The sequence below is a fragment of the Nocardia sp. NPDC004123 genome, from assembly GCF_053603795.1.
The window spans coordinates 86,543-109,780 of record NZ_JBSGGG010000006.1 but is presented as its reverse complement, the minus strand read 5'-3'; the positions used below and the strand labels follow the sequence as shown (position 1 = coordinate 109,780).

General features: G+C 69.6%; 19 protein-coding genes. 11 read left to right on the top strand and 8 right to left on the bottom strand.

Features of this window, described 5'->3' with window-relative positions:
* Positions 1 to 11: 11 nt before the first annotated feature.
* Positions 12 to 1,184, top strand: coding sequence for a sensor histidine kinase (locus ACWEQQ_RS10400; RefSeq protein ID WP_452348130.1), 1,173 nt, complete (start codon positions 12 to 14; stop codon positions 1,182 to 1,184).
* The gene (locus tag ACWEQQ_RS10395; RefSeq protein ID WP_452338548.1) at positions 1,181 to 1,855 is read left to right on the top strand and encodes a response regulator; all 675 of its coding nucleotides are present in this window, start codon (positions 1,181 to 1,183) and stop codon (positions 1,853 to 1,855) included. Before ACWEQQ_RS10400 ends, ACWEQQ_RS10395 begins: the two co-directional genes overlap by 4 nt.
* 21 nt (positions 1,856 to 1,876) lie before the next feature.
* On the opposite strand, the gene ACWEQQ_RS10390 is transcribed toward ACWEQQ_RS10395, so the two are convergent.
* Both ACWEQQ_RS10390 and ACWEQQ_RS10385 read right to left on the bottom strand, forming a co-directional pair.
* Positions 1,877 to 4,456: a polynucleotide kinase-phosphatase gene (locus ACWEQQ_RS10390; protein WP_452348001.1), complete on the bottom strand. Its 2,580-nt coding sequence runs from the start codon at positions 4,454 to 4,456 to the stop codon at positions 1,877 to 1,879.
* Positions 4,456 to 6,090, bottom strand: a complete 1,635-nt coding sequence (locus ACWEQQ_RS10385) for a 3' terminal RNA ribose 2'-O-methyltransferase Hen1 (protein WP_452348000.1) — start codon at positions 6,088 to 6,090, stop codon at positions 4,456 to 4,458. Before ACWEQQ_RS10385 ends, ACWEQQ_RS10390 begins: the two co-directional genes overlap by 1 nt.
* A 253-nt stretch (positions 6,091 to 6,343) precedes the next feature.
* Between ACWEQQ_RS10385 and ACWEQQ_RS10380 the strand changes: the two genes are divergently transcribed.
* From ACWEQQ_RS10380 to clpX, 6 genes are all read left to right on the top strand, one after another.
* The gene (locus tag ACWEQQ_RS10380; protein ID WP_452347999.1) at positions 6,344 to 7,582 is read left to right on the top strand and encodes a DUF7373 family lipoprotein; all 1,239 of its coding nucleotides are present in this window, start codon (positions 6,344 to 6,346) and stop codon (positions 7,580 to 7,582) included.
* A gap of 126 nt (positions 7,583 to 7,708) precedes the next feature.
* Positions 7,709 to 8,278, top strand: coding sequence for an FKBP-type peptidyl-prolyl cis-trans isomerase (locus ACWEQQ_RS10375; protein ID WP_452347998.1), 570 nt, complete (start codon positions 7,709 to 7,711; stop codon positions 8,276 to 8,278).
* A 162-nt stretch (positions 8,279 to 8,440) separates the two neighbouring features.
* Positions 8,441 to 9,856 (top strand): trigger factor, encoded by a 1,416-nt coding sequence (tig, locus tag ACWEQQ_RS10370; protein ID WP_452347997.1) that lies wholly within the window; start codon positions 8,441 to 8,443, stop codon positions 9,854 to 9,856.
* A 231-nt stretch (positions 9,857 to 10,087) separates the two neighbouring features.
* Positions 10,088 to 10,672 (top strand): ATP-dependent Clp protease proteolytic subunit, encoded by a 585-nt coding sequence (locus ACWEQQ_RS10365; protein ID WP_452338553.1) that lies wholly within the window; start codon positions 10,088 to 10,090, stop codon positions 10,670 to 10,672.
* Between the two features lie 38 nt (positions 10,673 to 10,710).
* Positions 10,711 to 11,385, top strand: a complete 675-nt coding sequence (locus ACWEQQ_RS10360) for an ATP-dependent Clp protease proteolytic subunit (protein ID WP_452338554.1) — start codon at positions 10,711 to 10,713, stop codon at positions 11,383 to 11,385.
* A 328-nt stretch (positions 11,386 to 11,713) separates the two neighbouring features.
* Positions 11,714 to 12,994: an ATP-dependent Clp protease ATP-binding subunit ClpX gene (gene clpX, locus ACWEQQ_RS10355; RefSeq protein WP_357006134.1), complete on the top strand. Its 1,281-nt coding sequence runs from the start codon at positions 11,714 to 11,716 to the stop codon at positions 12,992 to 12,994.
* 407 nt (positions 12,995 to 13,401) lie between these two features.
* Here clpX and ACWEQQ_RS10350 read toward each other — a convergent pair whose 3' ends face one another.
* The 6 genes from ACWEQQ_RS10350 to ACWEQQ_RS10325 form a co-directional block, all read right to left on the bottom strand.
* On the bottom strand, positions 13,402 to 13,926 hold the full coding sequence (locus tag ACWEQQ_RS10350) for a hypothetical protein (RefSeq protein WP_452347996.1): 525 nt from the start codon (positions 13,924 to 13,926) through the stop codon (positions 13,402 to 13,404).
* A gap of 73 nt (positions 13,927 to 13,999) precedes the next feature.
* Entirely contained in the window at positions 14,000 to 14,371 is a 372-nt protein-coding gene (locus ACWEQQ_RS10345; RefSeq protein WP_433565210.1) for a nuclear transport factor 2 family protein, read from the bottom strand.
* Positions 14,372 to 14,472: 101 nt separating this feature from the next.
* A complete protein-coding gene (fdhD, locus tag ACWEQQ_RS10340) occupies positions 14,473 to 15,285 on the bottom strand; it encodes a formate dehydrogenase accessory sulfurtransferase FdhD (RefSeq protein ID WP_452338556.1) in 813 nt (270 codons plus the stop codon).
* A complete protein-coding gene (locus ACWEQQ_RS10335; protein ID WP_452347995.1) occupies positions 15,282 to 17,585 on the bottom strand; it encodes an FdhF/YdeP family oxidoreductase in 2,304 nt (767 codons plus the stop codon). The genes fdhD and ACWEQQ_RS10335 overlap by 4 nt, the downstream gene beginning before the upstream one ends.
* Before the next feature lie 472 nt (positions 17,586 to 18,057).
* Complete coding sequence (locus tag ACWEQQ_RS10330; RefSeq protein ID WP_452347994.1) at positions 18,058 to 18,657, bottom strand: hypothetical protein; 600 nt, start codon at positions 18,655 to 18,657, stop codon at positions 18,058 to 18,060.
* Positions 18,658 to 18,693: 36 nt separating this feature from the next.
* Positions 18,694 to 18,918, bottom strand: a complete 225-nt coding sequence (locus ACWEQQ_RS10325; protein WP_452347993.1) for a hypothetical protein — start codon at positions 18,916 to 18,918, stop codon at positions 18,694 to 18,696.
* A 1-nt stretch (position 18,919) separates the two neighbouring features.
* Between ACWEQQ_RS10325 and ACWEQQ_RS10320 the strand changes: the two genes are divergently transcribed.
* Genes ACWEQQ_RS10320 through ACWEQQ_RS10310 form a run of 3 tightly spaced genes read left to right on the top strand, consistent with a single transcriptional unit; the run spans position 18,920 to position 23,153 of the window.
* Positions 18,920 to 19,198 carry a hypothetical protein gene (locus ACWEQQ_RS10320; RefSeq protein ID WP_452347992.1) on the top strand — a complete coding sequence of 93 codons (279 nt, stop codon included), beginning with the start codon at positions 18,920 to 18,922 and terminating at the stop codon, positions 19,196 to 19,198.
* On the top strand, positions 19,195 to 20,901 hold the full coding sequence (locus ACWEQQ_RS10315) for a hypothetical protein (RefSeq protein ID WP_452347991.1): 1,707 nt from the start codon (positions 19,195 to 19,197) through the stop codon (positions 20,899 to 20,901). The genes ACWEQQ_RS10320 and ACWEQQ_RS10315 overlap by 4 nt, the downstream gene beginning before the upstream one ends.
* Complete coding sequence (locus ACWEQQ_RS10310; protein WP_452347990.1) at positions 20,898 to 23,153, top strand: protein kinase domain-containing protein; 2,256 nt, start codon at positions 20,898 to 20,900, stop codon at positions 23,151 to 23,153. The genes ACWEQQ_RS10315 and ACWEQQ_RS10310 overlap by 4 nt, the downstream gene beginning before the upstream one ends.
* Positions 23,154 to 23,238: the final 85 nt, after the last annotated feature.

Here is a 23,238-nt window from a genome sequence, read left to right as displayed (position 1 = left end):
ACGACGTGCGGATGATCGCCCGGCTGCGGTGCTGGCTGCGAGTCCGGCCGTGGGCCGCCGACCTCGCGGTCGCGATCGGATGCTTCCTGGTCGCCACCCCGGTGGCCGCGAGCATGGCGTACCTGCGGCACAGCCCGATGGACCGGGCGGTCAGCGGGCTCGCGCTCACCTGTGTGCCGCTGCTGGTCCGCAGCCGGTGGCCGATCCCGGTGGTCGCGGCCACCGTGCTGGTGGAAGTCGCCCGCTACCTGGTGATTCCGTACTCCACACCGCCGCCCGCGGCCACCGCGGTCGCGCTCTTCACGGTGGCGAACCGGATGGATCGGCGGACCGCCTGGCTGGCCGGCGTGTGCGCCGCGGTGCCGCTGGTCGCCGCCATCCTCATTTCGCAGCCGAGTCCGGCGGATCTGCCCCAGGCGCTGTCCCAGATCGCCTGGACCCTGCTCGGCGTCGCCGCGGGCGATGCGGTGCGCAGCCATCGGAAGCTGCTGGCGGCGGCCCTCGAACGGGCCGAAACCGCCGAACGTGACCGGGAGGCGGAGGCCGCCCGCCGGGTCGCCGAGGAACGCCTGCGGATCGCCCGGGAACTGCACGACGTGGTCGCCCACCACATCACGCTGGTGAACGCGCAGGCCAGTGTCGCGCACCATCTGATGCGCACCGATCCGGACCACGCCTACGAGGCGCTGGAACGCATTCGCGACACCAGCCGGACCGCCCTCGACGATCTCCGCGCGACCGTCGGAGTGCTGCGCGCGGAGGACGAGTCGGGGCTATCGCGCGCCCCCTCACCCGGCCTCGGGGAGCTGACCGAGCTGGTGGAGTCCTTCCGGCACGCCGGGCTGGACGTCATCGTCGAGCGTTCCGGAGAGCCGTTCGAGCTGTCCTCGCTGACCGACCTCACCGCCTACCGAATCATTCAGGAGGCGTTGACCAATACCCGTAAGCACGCCGGGGTGCGGACCGCGCGGGTGCGGCTGGACTATCGACCCGACCGGGTGCGGATCACCGTGGAGGACGACGGCCGCCCGCGTGCGGAGACCGGCACCGGCTACGGGATGATCGGCATGCGGGAACGCGTGAAGGCCGTGGGCGGCACGCTCGATGCGGGCCCGGGCCCGCACAGTGGTTTCCGGGTGGACGCCGAACTGCCGCATCGCAACGGCCGAAAGGGCGGGTCATGACGATTCGGGTAGTGCTGGCCGACGACCAGGCGCTGCTGCGCGACACCTTCCGCATGCTCATCGACTCCACCGAGGACATGCGGGTGGTCGGCGAGGCCGCCACCGGCCGCGAAGCGGTCGAACTCGCCCGCACCCACCGGGCCGACATCGTGCTGATGGACATTCGCATGCCCGAGCTGGACGGCCTGGCCGCGACCCGGCTGATCAGTGCGGACGAGGACCTCGCCGGCGTGAAGGTGCTGGTGCTCACCACCTTCGAGCACGAGGAGCACGTCGTCGAGGCCCTGCACGCCGGGGCGAGTGGATTCCTCGGCAAGGGGATGAACGCCGACGAACTGCTCGCCGCCATCCGCACGGTCGTCGCCGGCGACGCCCTGCTGTCGCCCACCGCGACCAAGGCGCTGATCGGCCGCTTCCTGGCCCAGCCGGACCCGGTGCGCTGGGAGCCGCCGCCCGCACTGGCGGCACTCACCCCGCGCGAACGCGAGGTGGTCACGCTGGTCGCGCTGGGCCTGTCCAACGACGAGATCGCCGAACGCCTCTTCATCACCGCCCTCACCGCCAAGACCCACGTCAATCGCGCCATGGCCAAACTCGATGCGCGCGACCGGGCCCAGCTCGTCGTCATCGCCTACCGCACCGGCCTGGTGCGCCCCGACACTCCGAGCTGAACCGGGCAGCCTTCCGGTCGGCTACAGCCGAGGGTCGACCGGCTCGGTTTCCAGGGCCAGGATCGCGAACACCGCCTCGTGGACGCGCCACAGCGGCTCCCGGGCCACGAAGCGGTCCAGGGCCTCCAGGCCCAGGGCGTACTCGCGCAGCGCCATCGAGCGCTTGCCGCCGAGGCCGCGGGAGCGCAGACGGTGCAGCTGGTCGGGCCGCAGGTACTCCGGGCCGTAGATGATCCGGAGGTATTCCGGGCCACGGCATTTCACGCCTGGCTGCACCGGCCGGCCACTGCGGGTGCCGGTGCCGGACACCAGCGAGCCGAGCGGCTTCACCACCATGCCCTCGCCGCCGGCCGCGGTGAGCTCGGTCCACCACGCCGTCGCGGCGGCCTCGGCCTCCGGGGAGGCGAGGTCGACCAGGCGGCGGCCGGTCGAGGTGAAGAACTCCGGGTCGGCGGCGACCAGGCGGTCGATGCGCTCCAGGTGCCAGTTATGGTCGCGCCCTGCGTAATTCGCGCCGGAGGCGGCCAGCAACTGGAACGGGGCCAGGCGCACGCCGTCGAGGCCGTCGGTGGGCCAGCAGTAGCGGCCGTAGGCGGCGGTGAAGGCGTCGGCGTCGGCCCGGCGCGCTCCCGTGCGTGCGGCGAGATCGCCTGCGTCCAAACCGCGTTCGATCGCGGCCGCCAAGACCTCGGCGGCCCGGCCGAGCGAGGCCCGGGCCGCCGCGCCGACCGCGGCGTACTGGTTGCGCAGCAGCCCCAGCGCCTTGGCCGACCACGGCAGCAGCTCGGTGTCCAGCAGCAGCCAGTCGGTGCCCAATTCCTCGAACAGCCCGGCGGTTTCGGCCGCCGCCCGCACCCGGGTCAGCAGCGATTCGGCGCGCGCCGAATCGTCGAAGAACGGGCGGCCGGTGCGGGTGTACACCGCGCCGGTGCTGCCGTCCTCGACGCCGAACCGGTCCCGCGCCGCCTGGGCCGACCGCGAAACCACCACGACCGCACGCGAACCCATGTGCTTCTCCTCGCACACCACGGTGTCCACGCCCTCGGAGCGGTAGTACTCGAAGGCCTGGGCCGGGTGCTCGAGATAGCCGTCCAGGGTGGAGGTGGCGCACGGCGACATGGTCGGCGGCAGGTACACCAGCCAGCGCGGGTCCACGGCGAAGCGGCTCATCACCTCGAGCGCGGCGCTCGCGGCGTCCTCCTGCACGGTGACGCGGCCGAGGTGGCGGGTCTCCACCACCCGCCGGCCCAGCACGTCGTCCAGGTCGAGCACGCCCGGATCCCGCCGCACCACCGCCTCCCCGGTGGCGAAGGTGGCGGCCGCGAGCGGGCGCACGGGCTCGAACCAGACCTGTTCGGCAGGCACCGACACCGGCTCCCGCTCCGGGTAGCGCAGCGCGGTCAGACGGCCGCCGAACACCGCACCGGTATCCAGGCACAGGGTGTTGTTCACCCACACCAGTTCGGTCATCGGCGTGTGGCCGTAGAGCACCAGCGCCCGGCCGCGGTAGTCGTTCGCCCACGGGTACCGCACCGGCAGCCCGTATTCGTCTGTCTCGCCGGTAGATTCGCCGTACATGGCGAACTCGCGCACCCGGCCCGAGGTACGGCCCTGGTACTCCTCCTTCAGACCGGCGTGCGCGACCACCAGCTTGCCGCCGTCGAGCACATAGTGGCTGACCAGGCCGCGCATGAATTCCTGTGCGGTCTTACGGAATTCGGCGTCCTCGGCCTCCAGCTGGGCGAGCGACTCGGCCAGGCCGTGCGCCACCGTGACGCGGCGGCCGTCGAGCGCGCGCACCAGCTTGAACTCGTGGTTTCCGGTGACGCACAGGGCGTTTCCGGATCCGGCCATGCCCATCACCAGCCGCAGCACGCCGGGCGTATCCGGCCCGCGATCGACCAGGTCGCCGACGAACACCGCGGTGCGACCCTCGGGGTGCCGCGCGTCGACCGCCCGTCCCTGCGCGTCCCGGGCGATGACATAGCCGAGTTCGCCCAGCAGCGTCTCCAGCTCGCTCCGGCAGCCGTGCACGTCACCGATCACATCGAAAGGCCCGGCGAGATCGGTCTTGTCGTTCCACAGGCGCTCGTCCACGATGGTGGCGGCCTCGATCTCCTCGACGCCTCTCAGCACGTGCACCTTGCGGAAACCCTCGCGCTCCAGGAACTTCAGCGAACGCCGCAGATCGCGCTGGTGGCGCCCCACCACGTGCGGCCCCAGATCCGCGCGATCCACCCGCAGTGCATTGCGCTGCACGCACACCGCTTCCGGCACGTCCAGCACGATCGCCACCGGCAGGACATCGTGCGCCCGCGCCAGCTCCACCAGCGCCTGCCGCGCCTTGGGCTGCACATTGGTGGCGTCGATGACGGTGCGCAGCCCGCGCCGCAGGCGCACCCCCGCCACGTGGTGCAGCAGCTCGAACGCCTCGGCCGTCACCGACTGATCGGCCTCGTCATCGCTCACCAGCCCCCGGTAGGCATCCGACGACAGCACCGCCGTTGAGCGGAAGTGCTTGTGCGCGAACGTGGATTTCCCGGAGCCGCTGCTGCCGATCAACACGACCAGCGACAGCACCGGAACCGACAGCTCTGCCATCACGCGACTCCTTTCTCATCGCCGTTCTGCCCGTCCCGTTTGGTGAACACAGCCATCTGCGTCGACGCCCCCACTTCCGCATCCTCGGGCCCGATCGGCTCGAACCGCACGGCATACCCGTACGTCCCACCGACCCGGTCCGCCCAGTCCGCGAATTCTGCCCGGTTCCACTCGAATCGGTGATCCGAATGCCGGAACGCGCCCGCGTCGAGCCCGTCGTAGCGCACGTTGTACTCGCTGTTCGGCGTCGTCACGACCACGGCGCCCGGAGCGGCAGCCCCGAACACCGCGTGCTCCAGCGCCTGCAACCGCGGCGCGTCCACGTGCTCGATCACCTCCATGAGCACCGCCGCGTCATAACCCCGCAAAGCGGCGTCGGTATAGGTCAGCGCCCCCTGCCGCAGCGTCACCCGCCGCGACTGCCACTCCGGCGCCCGCCGCAGCCGCCGCGCCGCGATCTTCAACTCGCGCATCGACACATCGATCCCGACGATCTCCGTGAACGCCCGGTCCGCCACCAGCTCCAGCAGCAACGCCCCCTGCCCGCACCCGAGATCGAGCACCCGGCTCGCCCCGGCCGACAGCAGCGCGCGATGCACTGCCGCCCGCCGCAATACGGCCAGCGATGGGCCGCGTTCGCCCGCCTCCGCGGAACAGGAAGTCTCCGCCCGCGGATCGGTCGCCGGGACCGGATCGCCGGTCCCCCCGGAGGCCGGGCCGAGGCCGGTTGCCTGCGCTGATATCAGCTCCGTTGCGGCCGAGGAGACTTCGCCGCCGAGGTCGGGCGCGGGCGGCGTGGTCTCGACACCGGCCCCCTCGTCGTCGCTATCGTGCTCGATCGCGCCGAGTTCCTCCGGGTCGCCGTCGTCCAGCTCGGCGAGGCGGGCGAGGGCGGCGCGGACCAGGGTGTGGCGACGGGTGAGGTAGCGGCGGGTGATCCACTCGCGTTCGGGGTGGGTGGTGAGCCAGCCCTCGCCGAAGCGGAGGAGTTTGTCGATTTCGGCGGTGTCGAGCCAGTAGTGCTTGCTGCCGTCGAGGACGGGCAGCAGGACATAGAGGTGCGACAGCGCATCGGACAGGCGCTGCGTTCCGGTGAGCTCGAGCCGCAGGTAATGGGAATCGCCCCAGTCCGGGAAGGCCGGGTCCAGGGGGAGGGGAGTGGCCACGACGGTCCAGCCCAGGGGCGCGAAGACCCGCTCGGCGTACTCCGCCCCGCCCTTGCAGGGGACGGCCGGGAGCTCGATGCGCAGCGGCAGCGCGGTCTCGGCCAGCTCGGGACGCTGCTTGCAGCGGCCGTGCAAGGCGGTGCCGAACACCGTCGAAATAGCCACGGACACCAGCGAAGACGCCGCATACGGGCGGTCGTTCACATACTGCCCCAGGCTGAATTCGGGCGTGCCCTTGGACTTTCCGCGCACCGCTCCGCCTCCCCGCGCTTGCCGGACCGGATCGATCTCCAGCAGCAGCGCGGCCGTGCACCGGTCGTCTTCCACCTCCGGGTAGAGGACGTGTGCGACACCGTAGGACTGCTCGAAAGTCTGCATGCGCGAAGGATTCTTGTGCAGCAGGTACCCCAGATCGGAGGCCGGCCAGGCGGCGCCCTCGGGTCGCGTACAAGAAATCGTCAACAGCATCCTGAGATGCTCCCGTAGGCCGAGAGCGCCTGCAAATACATTTCCTTCTCGACCTGCGCCGATATCAGCGACGGGCGCGGACCCCTCAGTGTAGGGGGCTTGCTGGGCAACGCGATCGCGCTCACACTCGAAAACAGGTGTCCGGGGGAGGTTTTCGCCGGCGATCCGAGGGCCGGGGCGAAACACCGTTCGGGCTCACCGTGATCGGAGAGCTGGGACCCGGGCGGGGAGCTGTGCGACAGGCGGTGGCGGCATGCACCGATTCGATTCGACCCGTCGGCGTGTGCACGCCGGATCGCTCGTGGCGGTCGCGGCACTGGTCAGTGCCTGCGCGATCGCCGGGGCACCACGGGCGGCGACGCCGCAGGTGGGGGCACTGGATCTCGGCGGCTACAGCGGGCGGCCGCTCGTCGCGCCGGGGGCGGCCGGGGAAGCTTATGGGCGGCTGATGGAATCGGTGCGGATGGCGGACGCCGTCATCGCGCCGCGCGCCGTCGATCCGACCCTGGCGCAGACCGCGGCCATTCCGGTTCCCACCCCGGAGGACGCCGTCGGAATCCTCGCCGACGCCACCCGCGCCACCCTGGCCGCGCACGGCATGCTGGCCGGATTCAGCATCGGCGGCACCGACGATCCGACCGGCATCCCGGAGATCGGCACGGCCCGTTCGGTGCGCCTCACCGTCCTGCGCATGCGGGACAATATGACGGCCATCGACGCGGCCCGCGAGATAGATGGGCGCGACTTCGACGTCAACCACGACAATGTCGTCGTACCGTTCTCCGAATACTTTGCGACACACGGTCATTGGCGCACCTTCGTGCCGACGATGGCGGTCACCCTCGCCCACGGCCCGTTCGTGGTGACGCTGTTCGTCACCCATCCGGCCACGGATCTGGCGGCCCTGAAGCAGCTGGCCGAGGCCACCCTCGACGCCGAATTGCCGAAGCTGGACGCCTTCACGCCGACACCGGCCGAGGAACTGTCCGCGCTCCCACTGGATCCCGGCGGCATGCTGAGCCGCCTGCTGCCCGCCGACCCCGGGAAATGGCCCTATCCCGAGCTCTTTCACGACGTGCAGCAACCCATCGCCGGTTGGGGCGGACACCGCAGCGCCCGCGGCATCGTCTACGGCCCCGTCCTCGCCGAGCTGTGGGTCAACAGGTCCGGCACGGACCCTCGCATCCCGGTCGAGAGCATCGCCGTCACGGATTCGGCTCGGCTGCTGCGCTTCCCCGACGCCGTGGCCGCCCGGCACGCGCTGAACCGACTGTCCGAGCCCAGTGCCGGCGGGTCCGTCACGGCCCCGCCGGCCGGCGTCCCGGACGCGGTCTGCCTGCGGAGTCCCGGCTCGAATCCCGCAGCGCGCGAGAGCGAATACACCTGCCTCGTCCTGGCCGGCCGCTATCTGGCGCAGGTCTCCGCCCCGACCGAGCAACTCGTCCACCGCATGGCCGCGGCACAGTACGCGCTGCTGGTCACCGATCGCTGAGTTCGCGGATCGCCGATTCGGCATCCGCTCGGCCGCGTCCTCCCCGGCGAAGAACGATCCCGGCGTGTAGGTTCGGCGCGGCGTCGCAATCCGTGCGGCAATCCGGACTGACGGACAGGAGCGGGAATGCGCTTGGTGGGCAAGGTCGGTGTGATCGGTGCGGTCGCGGCCGCCACGGTGCTGGCCGCGGGGTGCGGCAGCAGCAGTGACAACAAGGCGGCGTCGACCACCACTGGCAAGGCCACGACCAGCGCGGCCGTCGCCACCACGACCCAGAGCAAGGGCCGCGAGTGCACGGCCGACGACATCAAGGTCGACGGCGGCTTCGGGCAGGCCCCCAAGATCACCATCCCGGACGACTGCGACCCGCCCAAGCAGCTCATCGTCAAGGACCTGGTCGCGGGCAGCGGCCCGGCCGCCAAGGCCGGGGATCAGCTGACCATGAACTACACGCTGGTCACCTGGTCGGACAGGAAGGTCCTCGACTCGTCCTTCACCCGCGGTGAGCCCTTCGAGCTGCCGCTGGGCGCGGGCGAGGTCATCAAGGGCTGGGACCAGGGCCTGGTCGGCGTCCAGCAGGGCGCCCGCCGGCTGCTCATCGTCCCGCCGGACCTCGGCTACGGCGCGGGCGGCCACGGCATGAAACCGTACGAGACGCTGGTCTTCGTCACCGACGCCGTCAAGGTCGGTAGCTAGACCCGAACCCCGGGTACCAGGGCGACCGGTCGACCGACCGGCGTCGCGATGCCCCGTGCAGCGACCGGTTACACGGCCCGAGGGGCCGTCAACTAACCTGGTCGGGATGCGTTCGGGGGGAACCTAGACGTCAACCATGAACTACGAACAAGGAGCATGTCCGTGAAGAGCACCGTCGAGCAGCTGAGCCCGACTCGGGTCCGCATCAATGTCGAGGTGCCCTTCGAGGAGCTGAAGCCGGACTTCGACCGCGCGTACAAGGCTCTCGCGCAGCAGGTCCGGATCCCGGGCTTCCGTCCGGGCAAGGCGCCGGCCAAGCTTCTCGAGGCCCGTATCGGCCGCGGCGCCGTGCTGGAGCAGGTCGTCAACGATGTGCTGCCCAAGCGCTACAGCGAGGCTGTCATCGCCACCGAGGCCAAGGTCATCGGCCAGCCGGAAATCGAGATCACCAAGATCGAGGACGGCGAGGAGCTGGCCTTCACCGCCGAGGTCGACATCCGCCCGGAGATCACCCTGCCGGAGTTCTCCTCCATCGCCGTCTCGGTCGACCCGATCGAGATCACCGACGAGGATATCGACGAGCAGCTGCAGTCGCTGCGTCAGCGCTTCGGCACCCTGAAGTCGGTCGAGCGCGCCATCGAGAACGGCGACTTCGTCTCCATCGACCTGTCCGCCACCGTCGACGGCGAGACCGTCGAGGAGGCCTCCACCACCGGCCTGTCCCACGAGGTCGGCTCCGGCCAGCTCATCGAGGGCCTGGACGAGGCCCTGATCGGCCTGAAGGAGGGCGAGTCCAAGGACTTCACCTCCACGCTGGTCGCCGGTGAGCACGCCGGCAAGGAATCCGTCATCACCGTGACCGTGCAGTCGGTCAAGGAGCGCGAGCTGCCCGAGGCCGACGACGAGTTCGCCCAGCTGGCAAGCGAATTCGACACCATCGACGAGCTGAAGGAAGACCTGAAGACCCGCGTCGAGCGTGTCAAGAAGGTCCAGCAGGCCGGCGAGATCCGCGACAAGGTGCTCGAGCAGCTGCTCGAGACCGTCGAGATCCCGCTGCCCGAGGGTGTCGTCAAGGCCGAGGTCGACGCGGTCGAGCACGACGCCGTCCACGGCTTCGACCACGACGAGGCCAAGCTGGCCGAGGCCCTCGAGGCCCAGGGCTCCTCCCTCGAGGAGTTCAAGAAGGACACCAAGGAAGCCGCCGAGAAGTCGGTCAAGACCCAGCTGCTGCTGGACGCCGTCGCCGAGGCCGAGAACACCCAGGTCGGCCAGGACGAGCTGTACGAGCGGATCATCTTCCAGGCGCAGCGCTACGGCATGTCGCCCGATCAGTTCATCCAGCAGATCCAGCAGGCCGGTCAGCTGGGCGCGGTCTTCGCCGACGTGCGCCGCGGCAAGGCCCTGGCCGGTGTCGTGGTCCAGGCCGCCGTCACCGACACCGCCGGCAACGTCGTGGACACCGCCGAGATGTTCGGCAACCCGGCTGCGGAGGCCGAGGAGGTTTCCGCCGAGGAGCTCGCCACCGTCGCCGACGCGACCGAGGCCGCCGAGGCCGACGCCGACGCCGACGCCAAGTAAATAAATGCCGGCACCCCGGTGTCCGGGGTCTCGGGTGACACCCCGAGAACCCCGAACGCGGGAACGTGAGGTGTTGACGTAAGTTTGCGCTGTGAGCGAAGCAGGGCGGTACCGGGAGTTCGGTGCCGCCCTGCTTCGTTAGGGTTTGTGTCAGCGAATCAGTAGGGGCTTGTTAACCGAGCCGTTGAGAGAGGGCAGGTATCCGTGACAATTCATCAGGCAGGGGTGCGCATGACATCCGCGACTGCTGGTCTGAACCTCAGTGATTCGGTGTACGAGCGCCTGCTGCGCGAGCGCATCATCTTCCTGGGCACTCAGGTCGACGACGACATCGCCAACAAGCTGTGCGCGCAGATCCTTCTGCTGTCGGCCGAGGACCCGACCAAGGACATCTCGCTCTACATCAACTCCCCGGGTGGTTCGGTCACCGCGGGCATGGCCATCTACGACACCATGCAGTTCGCCGACTGCGACGTCGCCACGTATGGCATGGGCCTGGCTGCCTCGATGGGCCAGTTCCTGCTCGCCGCCGGCGCCAAGGGCAAGCGCTACGCACTGCCGCACGCGCGGATCATGATGCATCAGCCCTCCGCGGGTCTGGGCGGTTCCGCTGCGGACATCGCCATTCAGGCCGAGCAGTTCGCCTACACCAAGCGCGAACTCAACGAGCTGCAGTCGCTGCACACCGGCAAGTCGGTCGAGCAGGTGACCGCCGACGCCGACCGCGACCGCTGGTTCACCGCCGCCGAGGCGCTCGACTACGGCTTCATCGACCACGTGATCACCCACGCGAGCCAGGCGAACGGCAGCAAGTAGTTCCGCAGCCCACCCACACAGACTTTGGAGAGACGCGTATGTCCAACATGATCGATCCGCGGGCCGCGGGCATCACCTTCGCCGCCGCCGGCAGCCTGCCTCAGTCGCGCTACATCCTGCCGCAGTTCACCGAGCAGACCAGCTTCGGCCAGAAGGTCTCGGACCCGTACAACAAGCTCTTCGAGGAGCGGATCATCTTCCTGGGCAACCAGGTTGACGATGTGTCGGCCAACGACATCATGGCCCAGCTGCTGGTGCTCGAGTCGATGGATCCGGACCGCGACATCACCATGTACATCAACTCGCCCGGTGGTTCCTTCACCGCGCTGATGGCCATCTACGACACCATGCAGTACGTGCGCGCCGACGTCGCCACCGTCTGCCTGGGCCAGGCCGCCTCGGCCGCGGCCGTGCTGCTCGCCGCCGGCGCCCCCGGCAAGCGTGCCGCGCTGCCCAACGCCCGCGTCCTGATCCACCAGCCGTCCACCTCGGGCGGCATCCAGGGCCAGGTCTCCGACCTCGAGATCCAGGCCGCCGAGATCGAGCGCATGCGTCGCCTCATGGAGACCACGCTGGCGCGCCACACCGGCAAGGACGCGGACACCATCCGCAAGGACACCGACCGGGACAAGATCCTCACCGCCGACGAGGCGCAGGAGTACGGGATCGTCGATCAGGTTTTCCAGTACCGCAAGCTCAGCGCCCAGAAGTGAGCTGGGCGGGTGGCGGGGTTCTGTGTGTCCCAAGGCGTCCCCGCCACCCCGGCAGGGGTGAGTCCACGCACATGTCCGGCGAGAAACGTGCCCAAGTTGTCGACCTCGGTCAGCCGAAACAGGTACGGTCACTCTAGGGACCTTTGCTCGTGGTTGTCGGCTCTGCCTCTGCATCCAACACAGGTGTTTGTAATGGGCACCGTGGATACACACAGCCGAATTGCCGGATCCGCAAACTCAGGGGTCACGGCTTACGCTCGAAGAAGGCAGCTCGCCGGCAGCCGGGGACAGACGGTTGCACGCGGACAAGGAAGTAGGGACCCAGGAGATGGCGCGCATCGGTGATGGCGGCGATCTGTTGAAGTGCTCGTTCTGCGGAAAGAGCCAGAAGCAGGTCAAGAAGCTCATTGCGGGACCGGGGGTGTACATCTGCGACGAGTGCATCGACCTCTGCAATGAGATCATCGAGGAAGAGCTCGCCGAATCCAGCGAGGTCAAGCTCGACGAATTGCCCAAACCCGCGGAAATCCGGGATTTCCTGGAGCAGTACGTGATCGGGCAGGACGCCGCGAAGCGAACCCTCGCAGTGGCGGTCTACAACCACTACAAGCGGATTCAGGCCGGCGACAAGGGCCGCGACTCCCGGGGCGAACCGGTCGAGCTGGCCAAGTCCAACATCCTCATGCTCGGCCCGACCGGCTGTGGCAAGACCTACCTGGCACAGACGCTGGCCAAGATGCTGAACGTGCCGTTCGCCATCGCGGACGCCACCGCGCTCACCGAGGCCGGCTACGTCGGCGAGGATGTCGAGAACATCCTGCTGAAGCTGATCCAGGCCGCCGACTACGACGTGAAGCGCGCCGAGACCGGCATCATCTACATCGACGAGGTCGACAAGATCGCCCGCAAGTCGGAGAACCCGTCCATCACCCGTGACGTGTCCGGTGAGGGCGTGCAGCAGGCGCTGCTGAAGATCCTGGAAGGCACGCAGGCGTCGGTGCCGCCGCAGGGCGGTCGCAAGCACCCGCACCAGGAGTTCATCCAGATCGACACCACCAATGTGCTGTTCATCGTGGCGGGCGCGTTCGCCGGTCTGGAGAAGATCGTCCAGGATCGAGTCGGCAAGCGCGGCATCGGTTTCGGCGCGGAGGTCCGGTCCAAGGCCGAGATCGACACCGCCGACCACTTCGCCGACGTGATGCCCGAGGATCTGATCAAGTTCGGTCTGATCCCCGAGTTCATCGGCCGCCTCCCCGTCGTCGCCTCGGTCACCAACCTGGACAAGGACTCGCTGGTCCGTATCCTCGGTGAGCCGAAGAACGCGCTGGTGAAGCAGTACGTGCGCCTGTTCGAAATGGACGGCGTGGATCTGGAGTTCACCCAGGACGCCCTGGAAGCCGTTGCGGATCAGGCGATCCTGCGCGGCACCGGCGCCCGCGGCCTGCGCGCCATCATGGAGGAGGTGCTCCTCCCGGTCATGTACGACATCCCCAGCCGCGACGATGTCGCCAAGGTGGTCGTCAATGCCGACACCGTGAACGACAACGTCCTCCCGACGATCGTCCCGCGCAAGCGCCAGACCCCGGAGCGCCGCGAGAAGTCGGCGTAAGGCCCTTCCACAGGCAAAGAAACCGGCCCCGCGAGAATCCCTCTCGCGGGGCCGGTTTCGTTCTCTCGCCACGCGGCCGCGGAGGAGTTACCTGCTCCAGCTGATCACCGTGGAAGGTAGACGCGCGGACAACCTTGTGGCACCGAGTGCTTGATAGAAACCGTCGAGGGCAACCGACAGTTCATGCTTGTTCTCCTGTGGGCTGTCCGTTTCCGGAAAGCCAGGGAGTCGGTGACGGTCGGTGGAGCCGATCGCGCCCGTCGCGAGGATCGCCGTTGATCCCCCGTGGTTCGCCGTTGAACCTTTACTCCGTTACTCCAGAGAAATCGGTGTGGCTGGGTCACCTGTTACGACGGGGCGGCGTCCCCGATTTCATCGGGACCGGGAAAGAGAGTTTCGCGGCGGGGTCAGCGGCGGGGGAATTTGAAGGTGAAGGGGGCGGGCTCGGGGACCGGGAAACGCTCGCGCGGGGCGACGAGCAGAATGGCCAGGCCGAGGGCGGGCATGGCCAGGGCCGCCAGCAGTTCGAGGGTGAAGTTGAGTCCGCTCAGTGTCGGCGGGCGGTGGAAGGCGTGGTAGATGAAGTGCGGCACGCCGAAGACCAGCCACGCCAGCCCGGTGACTCGGGCGATGACGCTGTCGCGGTAGTAGAGCGCGGCGCCGGAGATGGCGCCCAGGGCCAGGAAGAAGGCCCCCACGTCGCCGGCCAGGTGATGGTTGTACGGGCCGTCGGCGCGCACCCAGTGCAGGCCGAATCCGGGGAAGCTGGTGTAGAACGATTCGGGCGCCACGACGGCCCACAGGCCGGTGATCACCCCCGTGGCGGTGAGCACGCCGAGCATGATGAGCAGGGCGATCCAGCGCCGCCGGTTGATCTCCAGCCGCATGCTGACCCGCACCCCGTCACCGGTGCCGCGCAACGAGATCCGCACAGGCCCTCCCGCCCTCGCCGAATCACTGTGCTGCCACCGTAATTCGGGGAGCGGGAGGGGACAACCCCGTGGGTCAGATCTGCTCCATCTTCATGTCGTCCGGACCCCAGTAGGCCTTCATGCTGATGATCTTGCCCTCGTCGTTGAGCTCCATCACGTCGATGGGCGAGAGGGTCATGCGGTGCCCGTTGGACACGGTGACGAGGGTGAAGGACGCCGCCACCTTGTTGCCCGCCACCTTGACGGTGTGCAGTTCGGTCTCGCGGTCGAGGTTCTCCAGGGCCTTGTAGAGCTCGCCGATGGCCTCGTGGCCGCGGCGCTCCGGCGTCCCGATCGGATCCTCGATCACCGCGTCCTCGGCGTACAGGTCCACGATCGCCGACGTGGGCCCGGTGGCCACCAGCTTCACGTACTGCTCGACCACATCGCGGGGCTGCGCTGCCATGGATGACTCCCATCAAGAATTGAAACGTGTTCTATTGCGGAGAGTAACAGCCGGAACGTGCAAAGGAACCCCGCTGCCCCACCCTGTGGAACGGGCGACGATCACATCGCCAGACGGTCCTCACCGGTGTACACATTCATGGTTTCGCCGCGCAGGAAGCCGACCAGGGTGAGGCCGGCGTCGGCGGCGAGATCCACGGCCAGCGAGCTGGGGGCGGACACCGCGCCCATGATCGGAATGCCCGCCATGATGGCCTTCTGCACCAGCTCGAAGGAGGCGCGGCCGCTGACCATGAGGACGAGATCGTGTGCGGGAAGCCGATTCTCGCGAATCGCCCAGCCGACCAGCTTGTCGACGGCATTGTGCCGGCCGATGTCCTCGCGCACGGCCAGCGCCTCGCCCTCGGGGGTGAACAGGCCCGCGGCGTGCAGCCCGCCGGTGGCGTCGAAAACCTGCTGGCGGGAACGCAGCTCGTCGGGCAGCTTGGCGAGAGTGTGCACGTCGACGCGGGGCGAATCCGCAGGCATGGCGTGCCGGATCCGGGTGCGTACCTCGTCGAGGGCGGTCTTGCCGCACAATCCGCAGGAACTGTTGGTCAGAAAGGGTCTGGGCTGCACCGGGACCGGGGCCCGGAGCTGGATGTCCAGCACGTTGTAGGTGTTCTGCCCGTTCTCGTCGGTGCCGGCGCAGTAGCGGGCGCTGACGATGTCCTCGGCCGAGTCGATGACGCCCTCGGCGTAGAGGAAGCCGTGCACGAGGTCGATATCCGCGCCGGGGGTGCGCATGGTGATCGTCAGCGACTGCCCGCCCGTACGGATTTCGAGCGGTTCCTCCACAGCCAGGGTGTCGGGCCGGGTGACGGTGCCGCTGGGCGAGATGCGCAGGGTGCGGCGGCGCGCGGTGACCCTGCTCATGCGACCGTGTGGGTGTGGCGTTCCAGGCGGATGGTGACCGCCTTGGAAACGGGCGTATTGGAGCGCCGGGCGACGTGGTCCAGCGGGATCAGGGGGTTGGTCTCGGGGTAGTAGGCGGCGGCATTGCCGCGCGGGGTCGGGTAGGCGACCAGGCGGAAGCCGGTCACGCTGCGCTCGGTGCCGTCGTCGAATTCGGAGATGACGTCCACCAGATCGTCCTCGGCGAAACCGAGGGCGGTGATGTCTTCGGGATGGACCAGCACCACGCGTCGCCCGTTGTGGATGCCGCGGTAGCGGTCGTCGAGGCCGTAGATGGTGGTGTTGTACTGGTCGTGGCTGCGCAGGGTCTGCAGGATGAGCCGGCCCTCGGGGACCGGCAGCCAGTGCAGGTCGTTGACCGCGAAATTGGCCTTGCCGGTGGCGGTCCGGAATTCACGGGCGTCGCGTGGCGGGTGCGGGAGCTGGAAGCCGTTGCGGCCGCGTACTTTCCGGTTGTAGTCGGTGCAGCCGGGTACCACCCGGGCGATGGCGTCGCGGATCTTGTCGTAGTCGCGCCGGAACTCGCCCCACGGTACGGAGTGGTCCGGACCGAACACGGCCTGGGCCAGCTCGCACACGATGGCGACCTCGCTGCGCAGCTGGTCGCTCACCGGGTCCAGCCGGCCGGTGGACAGGTGCACCATGGACATCGAGTCCTCGACCGAAACCTGCTGGCGCACACCGTCCTGCAGGTCGGCGTCGGTGCGGCCCAGGGTGGGCAGGATCAGGGCGGTGCGCCCGTGTACCACGTGGCTGCGGTTGAGTTTGGTCGACACCTGCACGGTCAGTGCGCAATTGCGCAGTGCGGCCTCGGTGACCTCGGTGTCGGGGGTGGCGGAGACGAAGTTGCCGCCCATGCCGAAGAACACCGTGCCGCGGCCGTCGCGCATGGCCCGGATGGCATTGACGGTGTCCCAGCCGTGTTCGCGCGGGCTGGTGATGGCGAATTCACGGTCCAGGGCGTCGAGGAAGGCGTCGGGCATCTTCTCCCAGATGCCCATGGTGCGGTCGCCCTGGACATTGGAGTGGCCGCGCACCGGGCACACGCCCGCGCCGGGCTTGCCGATCATGCCGCGCAGCAACAGCAGGTTGGTGGCCTCCTCGATGGTGGCGACGCCGTGCACCTGCTGGGTGAGGCCCATGGCCCAGCAGATGATGGTGGCCTTCGATTCGGCCAGCAGCTTCGCGGTGCGGTCCAGGTCTGCGCGGCGCAGGCCGGTGGCCTGCTCGACGATGCCGAGATCGACCGCGCGCATCTGCTTTTCGTATTCGGCGAAGCTCGCGGTGTGCGTATCGACGAAGGCGCGGTCCACGATCGTGCCGGGCGCGCGGTCCTCGGCCTCGAACAGCAGCTTGGCCAGGCCCTGGAACAAGGCCATATCGCCGCCGAGGCGGATCTGCAGGAGATCGTCGGCGATGGTGATGCCGCCGGTGAAGCCCTTGACGGTCTGCGGGTCCTTGAAGCCGATGAGCCCGGTCTCCGGCAGCGGGTTGACCGCGATCACGGTGGCCCCGTGTGCCTTGGCCTCGCCGAGCGCGGACAGCATGCGCGGATGGTTGGTGCCGGGGTTCTGCCCGGCCACGATGATCAGGTCGGCCTTGGCGAAGTCGTCGATGGTGACCGAGCCCTTGCCGATGCCGATCGAGCCGGTGAGCGCGGTGCCCGAGGATTCGTGGCACATGTTGGAGCAGTCGGGCAGGTTGTTGGTGCCGAAGCTGCGGACCAGCAACTGGTAGAGGAACGCGGTCTCGTTGGCGGTGCGGCCGGAGGTGTAGAAGACGGCCTGGTCGGGAGAGTCCAGGCCGCGCAGGGTGTCGGCGATGAGGCGGTAGGCATCGTCCCAGCCGATCGGGGAGTAGTGGTCCTCGCCCTCGCGCAGCACCATCGGGTGGGTGAGGCGGCCCTGCTGGCCGAGCCAGTAGCCGGACTTGCCGGCCAGGTCCTCGAGGGAGTGCTGGGCGAAGAACGCCGGGGTGACGGTGCGCAGGGTCGCCTCCTCGGCGACGGCCTTGGCCCCGTTCTCGCAGAACTCCGCGGGGCGACGCCGACCGGTCGGTTCCGGCCAGGCACAGCCCGGACAGTCGAACCCGTGCCGCTGATTCACCCGGGCCAGCGTGCGCGCGGTGCGCACCACACCCATCTCCTCGACGGCGCGCTCCAGTGCGACGGTGACCGCCTTGACGCCCGCGGCCTCGGTCTTCGGTGCGGTGACGGTCAGCGCGGACTCGTCGATATCGCTCTTCGGCGCGGCACGATACATGGTCCCGATTGTCCTCTCCGGCGCGATGGGGCGTCCCAGTCGATACCCGCATCGTAGGGCGCGAAACGCGCGGGCCAGCGGACTGGTCGGTCTCGGGTGTGAACGCGGGTGATCACTACCGCGATAGACAAGGCAGCGGGCACGTGGATGGCCTTACCATCGAACAAGCGAGGTCACGCCGAATGAAGACATGTGCGCATTCTGCTCGGCGTGCCGGTGGGGACCGGCATGCGAAACTGGCCCGCGCGGTGAGACTTTCACCCCGGACCCTACACCTTGTTCTGCTGTTCGTGGCGGCCATCGCGCTCGCACTGCCGGCCGGCATCGGCTGGGCGAATCCGGGTGCCACCCAACCCGTTCCGCTCACCACCGTCTCCGTCCCGGCGCCGCAGGAGCGCGCACCGGTGAAAGTTCCTCCCAGCACGGTGAATCCGCCGCCGGTCAGCACCCAGCAGCCGGGCAACGACTGCACCTACACCGATTGCACCGGCACCCACGACGGCCCGCCCAGCCACGGCAAGACGAATCCCGGCGGCCAGTGCGGCGCCTCGTGCGACAGCGGCGGCGACACCGGCTGCGGCTGGACCCCCTGCACCCAGCCGCAGTACTGCTCGGACGGTTCGGTGAAACCCCCCAGCGGGATGTGTCCGCCGACGCAGCCGCAGTATTGCCCGGATGGTTCGGTGAAACCTGCGAGCGGGGTGTGTCCGTCGGCGCAGCCGCAGTACTGTCCGGATGGTTCGGTGAAACCTGCGAGCGGGGTGTGTCCGTCGGCGCAGCCGCAGTACTGTCCGGATGGTTCGGTGAAACCCGCGAGCGGAGTCTGTCCGTCGGCGCAGCCGCAGTACTGTCCGGATGGTTCGGTGAAACCCGCGAGCGGAGTCTGTCCGTCCGCACAGCCGCAGTACTGCCCCGACGGCTCGGTGAAACCCTCCAGCGGGGTGTGCCCCTCCGCGCAGCCGCAGTATTGCCCAGATGGTTCGGTCGAGCCGTCGAGCGGGGTCTGTCCGTCGGCGCAGCCGCAGTATTGTCCGGACGGTTCGGTCAAGCCCGCGAGCGGAACTTGCGTCACTGCTGTCATACCTCCTGGCACCACGCCGGGCGGGAATCAGCCGCAGCCGCAACCCAGTCCGGTGCCGACGACGCCGGTGCCGACGACCGCCGTACCGCCGCCGACCACCACCGAGGCGGTGCCGCCGAGTGCGGAAGCCAAGCCGCCCGCATCGACCACTCCCGTTCCCGCGCAGACCTCCGGGCTTTCCCTCGAGCCGCCCGCGGTGGCGCCCGGGGCGCCGGTGCAGGCCAGCGGCACCGGCTGTGATCCCGGTGCCACCGTGAAGCTGTCGATCGGCGGGACCACCGCCGCCGACACCACGGCCTGGGCCGATGGCGGCTTCGCGGCCACCCTCGCCACCGGCGGCACCGATATCGGCCAGCACGAGGTGACCGCCGAGTGCGGGCGAAAGCTGGCCGCGCCCTTGGACATCGTGCTGGTCAGCCAGGTCGGCGGCGGCGCGGCGACGATGACGGTGCTGCTGTTCTTCCTACTCGTAGGCGGGTGGTTCTACGGCCACCGCCTGATCTCCCATCTCCCGGCACGGAGGCTCCGATGACCAGTCGCACAACCGCGCCGCACCAGGTGCAGCTGCCCAGCTTGCCGGAATTCCGGTGTGCGAGTGACCGATGCGTCCGGTGGGAACGCGATACCGGATGGGACGACGGCTGGTCGGCCGCCGGGCGACCCGCCGAACCTGTTGGCGCCGAGGGCGAATCGCGGCCGGTCGCTCGCGCCCGCGGCCGCCGGGCGACCGGCGGGACCGTGCTCGGCGCCCTGCTCATGGTCGCCCTCGTGGTGGTGGCGGTCGTCTTCGTGGCCGGACCCGCTCGCGCCGCCACCGGGGTGAGCGCGACCGCGACCCTCGACGGCCGGGCCATTGCCGGCGCCAATGCCGGGAATCCGGTGCGTCTGGATCCGAAGCGGGTCGCGCAGGTCGTCGTCGAGGTGACCAATGGGACCGCGAATCCGGTGTCGGTCCGTCGCGTCGATCTCGCCGGGCACGTGCTCGGCCTGAACTTCTATTCGTATTCCACGACAGTCGAATTGACGGTCGCGGCGGGCAAGACCGAGAAGCTCACCTACCGTTTGGATCCGGCCGGGCTGGACGGGCAGGCGACCGGGCTCATCGGCTCCGACCTCACGCTCATCGGTGCGGACGGCAAGCCGCTGACCGCGGTGCACACCGTCGTCGATGTGCGCGGTTCGCTGGCGTCGGTGTACGGGCTGTTCGGCATCATCATCGCGGTCCTGACCGCCCTGGCCATTGTCGACGCGGCCCTGACCGTTGCGCGCCACCGCCTCTCGGCCAATCGCTGGCAGCGCGGCCTGCGCCTGCTCGCGCCCGGCCTCGGCCTCGGCCTGATGATCGGGTTCACCGGGTCGGTGGCGCGCTGGTGGGTGCCGGGCACCGCCCTGTGGCTCGCCCTGGCGGGCGCCACTGCCGCCCTCTTCTTCGTGGCCGGATACCTCTCGCCGACCCCGCGGCAGTCCGACGATCTCGGCCTCGACCCCGAGGATCTCGCTGCCGCGAAGGAACTCGATGCCAATGCCGGCGCGGCAGGGCCCAATCCGCCCTATGGTGGCACCTTCCGCGACCTCGGTGCGGTGGGAATCCCGGGCGGTACCTACCCGGACCTGGATGTTCGGGCTCAATCAGACTCCGGTGCAACGGAGTTCGTGCCGTATCACCCGCCCGGCGGACCAGGTTCGGGAGAGGCCGCGACGCAGGTCGGTCCCGCCGGGGCCCCGGGCGCGATGCGGGTCTTCCCGGGTGGACCCGCTTCCGGCCCGATTTCCGGCGGTGACCCGAGCGGTGAGACGACCCGGATCGCGCGTCCGGGAATCGGTGGCGGCCTATATCCGGGCGGTGGGCCGCTGGCATCGGCCATGCAGCCCGACACCGATGAAAGCACGACTGCGGCAACGGATTCTCCGGGCTCGGGAAGTCTGCCCGAGATGCAGGCCGGAACCGGTCCACATGCCACAGGGTCGGGCGGGCTGCCGACGGTCAGCAGACCGGGCGGCGAAGCATTCCGGTACTCGGCGGCGGGCGTGGATGATTCGACGGTCGGATATCCCGGCGGGGTGCAGCGGCCGCGGTCCGGGGCCGGGCTCGGGGAGACGACGATCGGGCGGGATCCCGCCGGTGGAAAGGATGACCTGGGACCGGCAGTCCAGGCGGCGGATCCGGGGGACGAGCCGACACTGCGCAGCGGGCCCGGCGGACCGGGCTTCCAGCCGGAGGGAGCGGGCCGATGAGCGTGGGGAATGCCGGCACCGCCGAGCTGGCCCGGGTGCGGGCGGCGCTGCCGGGGTACGAGGTCGGCGGGCAGATCGGGCGCGGCGGCTGCGGGGTGGTGCTGGCCGGCGTGCATCGCGGCTTGCACCGGCGGGTCGCGATCAAGCAGATCCCGCCGCAGTTCGCCGACGATATGCAGGTGCGGCGGCGGTTCGTCGACGAGGCACGGATGATGGCGGCGCTCGACCACCCGCACGTGGTGCCGGTCTACGACTACATCGAGCACGACGAACTGTGCCTGCTGGTACTGGAGTACCTGCCCGGCGGCACCGTCGAGAACCGTTTCATCACAGCGGGATTCGAGGCGACCGCGGCGGTGGCGGTAGCGCTGTCGTGCGCGGCCGGGCTCGACGCCGCGCATCGCAGCGGCATCCTGCACCGGGATGTGAAGCCGTCCAACCTCATGTTCGCGGCCAATGGCGCGCTCAAACTCACCGACTTCGGGATCGCCAAGATCGTCGGCGGCGCGGACACGCTGGTGACGCGGGCGGGCGAGATCATCGGCACGCCCTCCTACATCGCGCCGGAACAGGTGCGCGGCCAAGGGCTTTCACCCGCTACCGACGTCTATGCCCTGGCCACCATGCTCTACCAGTTGCTCTCCGGCGTACTGCCCTTCCCGCCCGGCCCCGACGCCCTGTCCCTGCTGTTCGCCCACGCCTACGGCGACCCGATCCCGCTGACCGAGGTGGCTCCGTTCGTCCCCCAGCCCATCGCCGAGGCGGTCATGCGCGGCCTGGCCTCCGACCCCGCCGACCGCTACGACACCGCCGAAACCTTCGGCGTCGCCATCGCCGAGCCCGCCGCCCACTTCTGGGGCGCGAATTGGCTCACCCCCGTGGGCATCCCGGTCATCGGCGCGGACACCATCGTGGCCGCCGCCACCCGCAGCCCGCGCACCCCCGGCCCTTTCACTCCACAGACCCCACCCCCGAGACCCGGCTCCCACGATCCCTACACCCCGCCGCCCGGTGCGATGCCCCCACCGCCCGGCGCGGTGACCCGCGACCGCGGCTCCGGGCCGATAACACCTCCGCCACAACCGATTCGCCAGCACCACCCGCCGAACGTACCCATCGCCGACTCGATGTCCCGGGAAGAGCTGCGCCGCACCTCCGGCGGGCCCGCCACGCCGCACGGATCGCCCTCGAGCCCGAGCGCGGGGCAGGGTAGCGCTGCGCCGCCACCCGCCGACCCCCGCTCGGAACCGACACGGCGAGCCGACCGAGGCGTGTCAGCAGCCGCCTCGCACGGCGGGCCCGCTGTGCCCCAGCGAAAGGGTGGAGCCGGAATACCGGCCGGACACGGGTTCGGCAGTGGTCCAGCAGGATTCGGGCATGAAAGCGGTCCGCGACCGGGCGGAGGTTTCGGGCCCGGGGCTTCCGCGCCGATGGAGCGGATACGGCCGCGCGAGCCGATTCAGCGTGGTGGGGCGCGGCTGGCGGAGGTGGATCGGGCGGAGCTGGTGCCGGTGCAGCAGGTGGTCACGCTGCCGTCGCCTCGGGTGCCGTTGCTGGTGGCGGCGTTGTTGGTGGTGGTGACGGTGGCGGTTGCGGTGCTCGGCGTGGGTGCGCCGGGGCGGAATGTGCCTCCTGCGGGGATGATTCGGATCGACGGGATGGATCCCGCCTCGGGGACCGTGGATCTCGATCTGTCCAGGCCGGTGCCGATCACTGTCAGCGGGGCGGACGCCGATGAGGCGAAGCTGTCGGTGGATGTGCTGGGTGTGCGGGCCGGGGGACAGGGTGCGGCTTTGCCGGGTGGGTCGGGGGAGTTGTCCGCGCCGGTGAACCAGTACGTGCTCGCGGGTCGGCTGACCGGTGAATTGTCGCTGTCCCGTGCGGGTTCCGAGACGGCCACCTATCGGTTCGGGGTGCGGACGCGGCAGCGGGCCACGACCACCGCGACGGCCGTCGGAATCCTGCTGCTCCTGCTGTTCGCCGCCGCATACGCCGAATCGAACGCCCGCACGCTGCGGCGTGGCAGTGCCCGCTTCGCGGCGACCGTCGGGCTGGCCATCAGCACGGGACTGCTCGGGATCGCGGCGGCCGGGGCGGCGTGGGTGCTGCTCGGCCGCGAACCCACCCTGCCCGGTGTGATCGTGTGCGCCGCAGGCGGTGTCGCGGCCGGACTGGCCCTGGCCGTCGGCTGCCGCCGGGTCGGCAAGCGGTACCGCTATCTGCGGGTGCAACTGCTCCGGGAGCGCGCCTGACCTCGAGGCAGCGCGGCGGTAATGGTGAACCGGGCTTCCGGCGATATACGCACGAGCGCAGCGAGATCGACGACTGCGCCGGGGA

Bases quoted from the DNA above. Each gene is read 5' to 3' on its own strand.
- ACWEQQ_RS10400 (WP_452348130.1), top strand. From the start codon at position 12: ATGATCGCCCGGCTGCGGTGCTGGCTGCGAGTCCGGCCGTGGGCCGCC.
- ACWEQQ_RS10395 (WP_452338548.1), top strand. From the start codon at position 1,181: ATGACGATTCGGGTAGTGCTGGCCGACGACCAGGCGCTGCTGCGCGAC.
- ACWEQQ_RS10390 (WP_452348001.1), bottom strand. From the start codon at position 4,456: ATGGCAGAGCTGTCGGTTCCGGTGCTGTCGCTGGTCGTGTTGATCGGC.
- ACWEQQ_RS10385 (WP_452348000.1), bottom strand. From the start codon at position 6,090: ATGCTGTTGACGATTTCTTGTACGCGACCCGAGGGCGCCGCCTGGCCG.
- ACWEQQ_RS10380 (WP_452347999.1), top strand. From the start codon at position 6,344: ATGCACCGATTCGATTCGACCCGTCGGCGTGTGCACGCCGGATCGCTC.
- ACWEQQ_RS10375 (WP_452347998.1), top strand. From the start codon at position 7,709: ATGCGCTTGGTGGGCAAGGTCGGTGTGATCGGTGCGGTCGCGGCCGCC.
- ACWEQQ_RS10365 (WP_452338553.1), top strand. From the start codon at position 10,088: ATGACATCCGCGACTGCTGGTCTGAACCTCAGTGATTCGGTGTACGAG.
- ACWEQQ_RS10360 (WP_452338554.1), top strand. From the start codon at position 10,711: ATGTCCAACATGATCGATCCGCGGGCCGCGGGCATCACCTTCGCCGCC.
- clpX (WP_357006134.1), top strand. From the start codon at position 11,714: ATGGCGCGCATCGGTGATGGCGGCGATCTGTTGAAGTGCTCGTTCTGC.
- ACWEQQ_RS10345 (WP_433565210.1), bottom strand. From the start codon at position 14,371: ATGGCAGCGCAGCCCCGCGATGTGGTCGAGCAGTACGTGAAGCTGGTG.
- fdhD (WP_452338556.1), bottom strand. From the start codon at position 15,285: ATGAGCAGGGTCACCGCGCGCCGCCGCACCCTGCGCATCTCGCCCAGC.
- ACWEQQ_RS10335 (WP_452347995.1), bottom strand. From the start codon at position 17,585: ATGTATCGTGCCGCGCCGAAGAGCGATATCGACGAGTCCGCGCTGACC.
- ACWEQQ_RS10315 (WP_452347991.1), top strand. From the start codon at position 19,195: ATGACCAGTCGCACAACCGCGCCGCACCAGGTGCAGCTGCCCAGCTTG.
- ACWEQQ_RS10310 (WP_452347990.1), top strand. From the start codon at position 20,898: ATGAGCGTGGGGAATGCCGGCACCGCCGAGCTGGCCCGGGTGCGGGCG.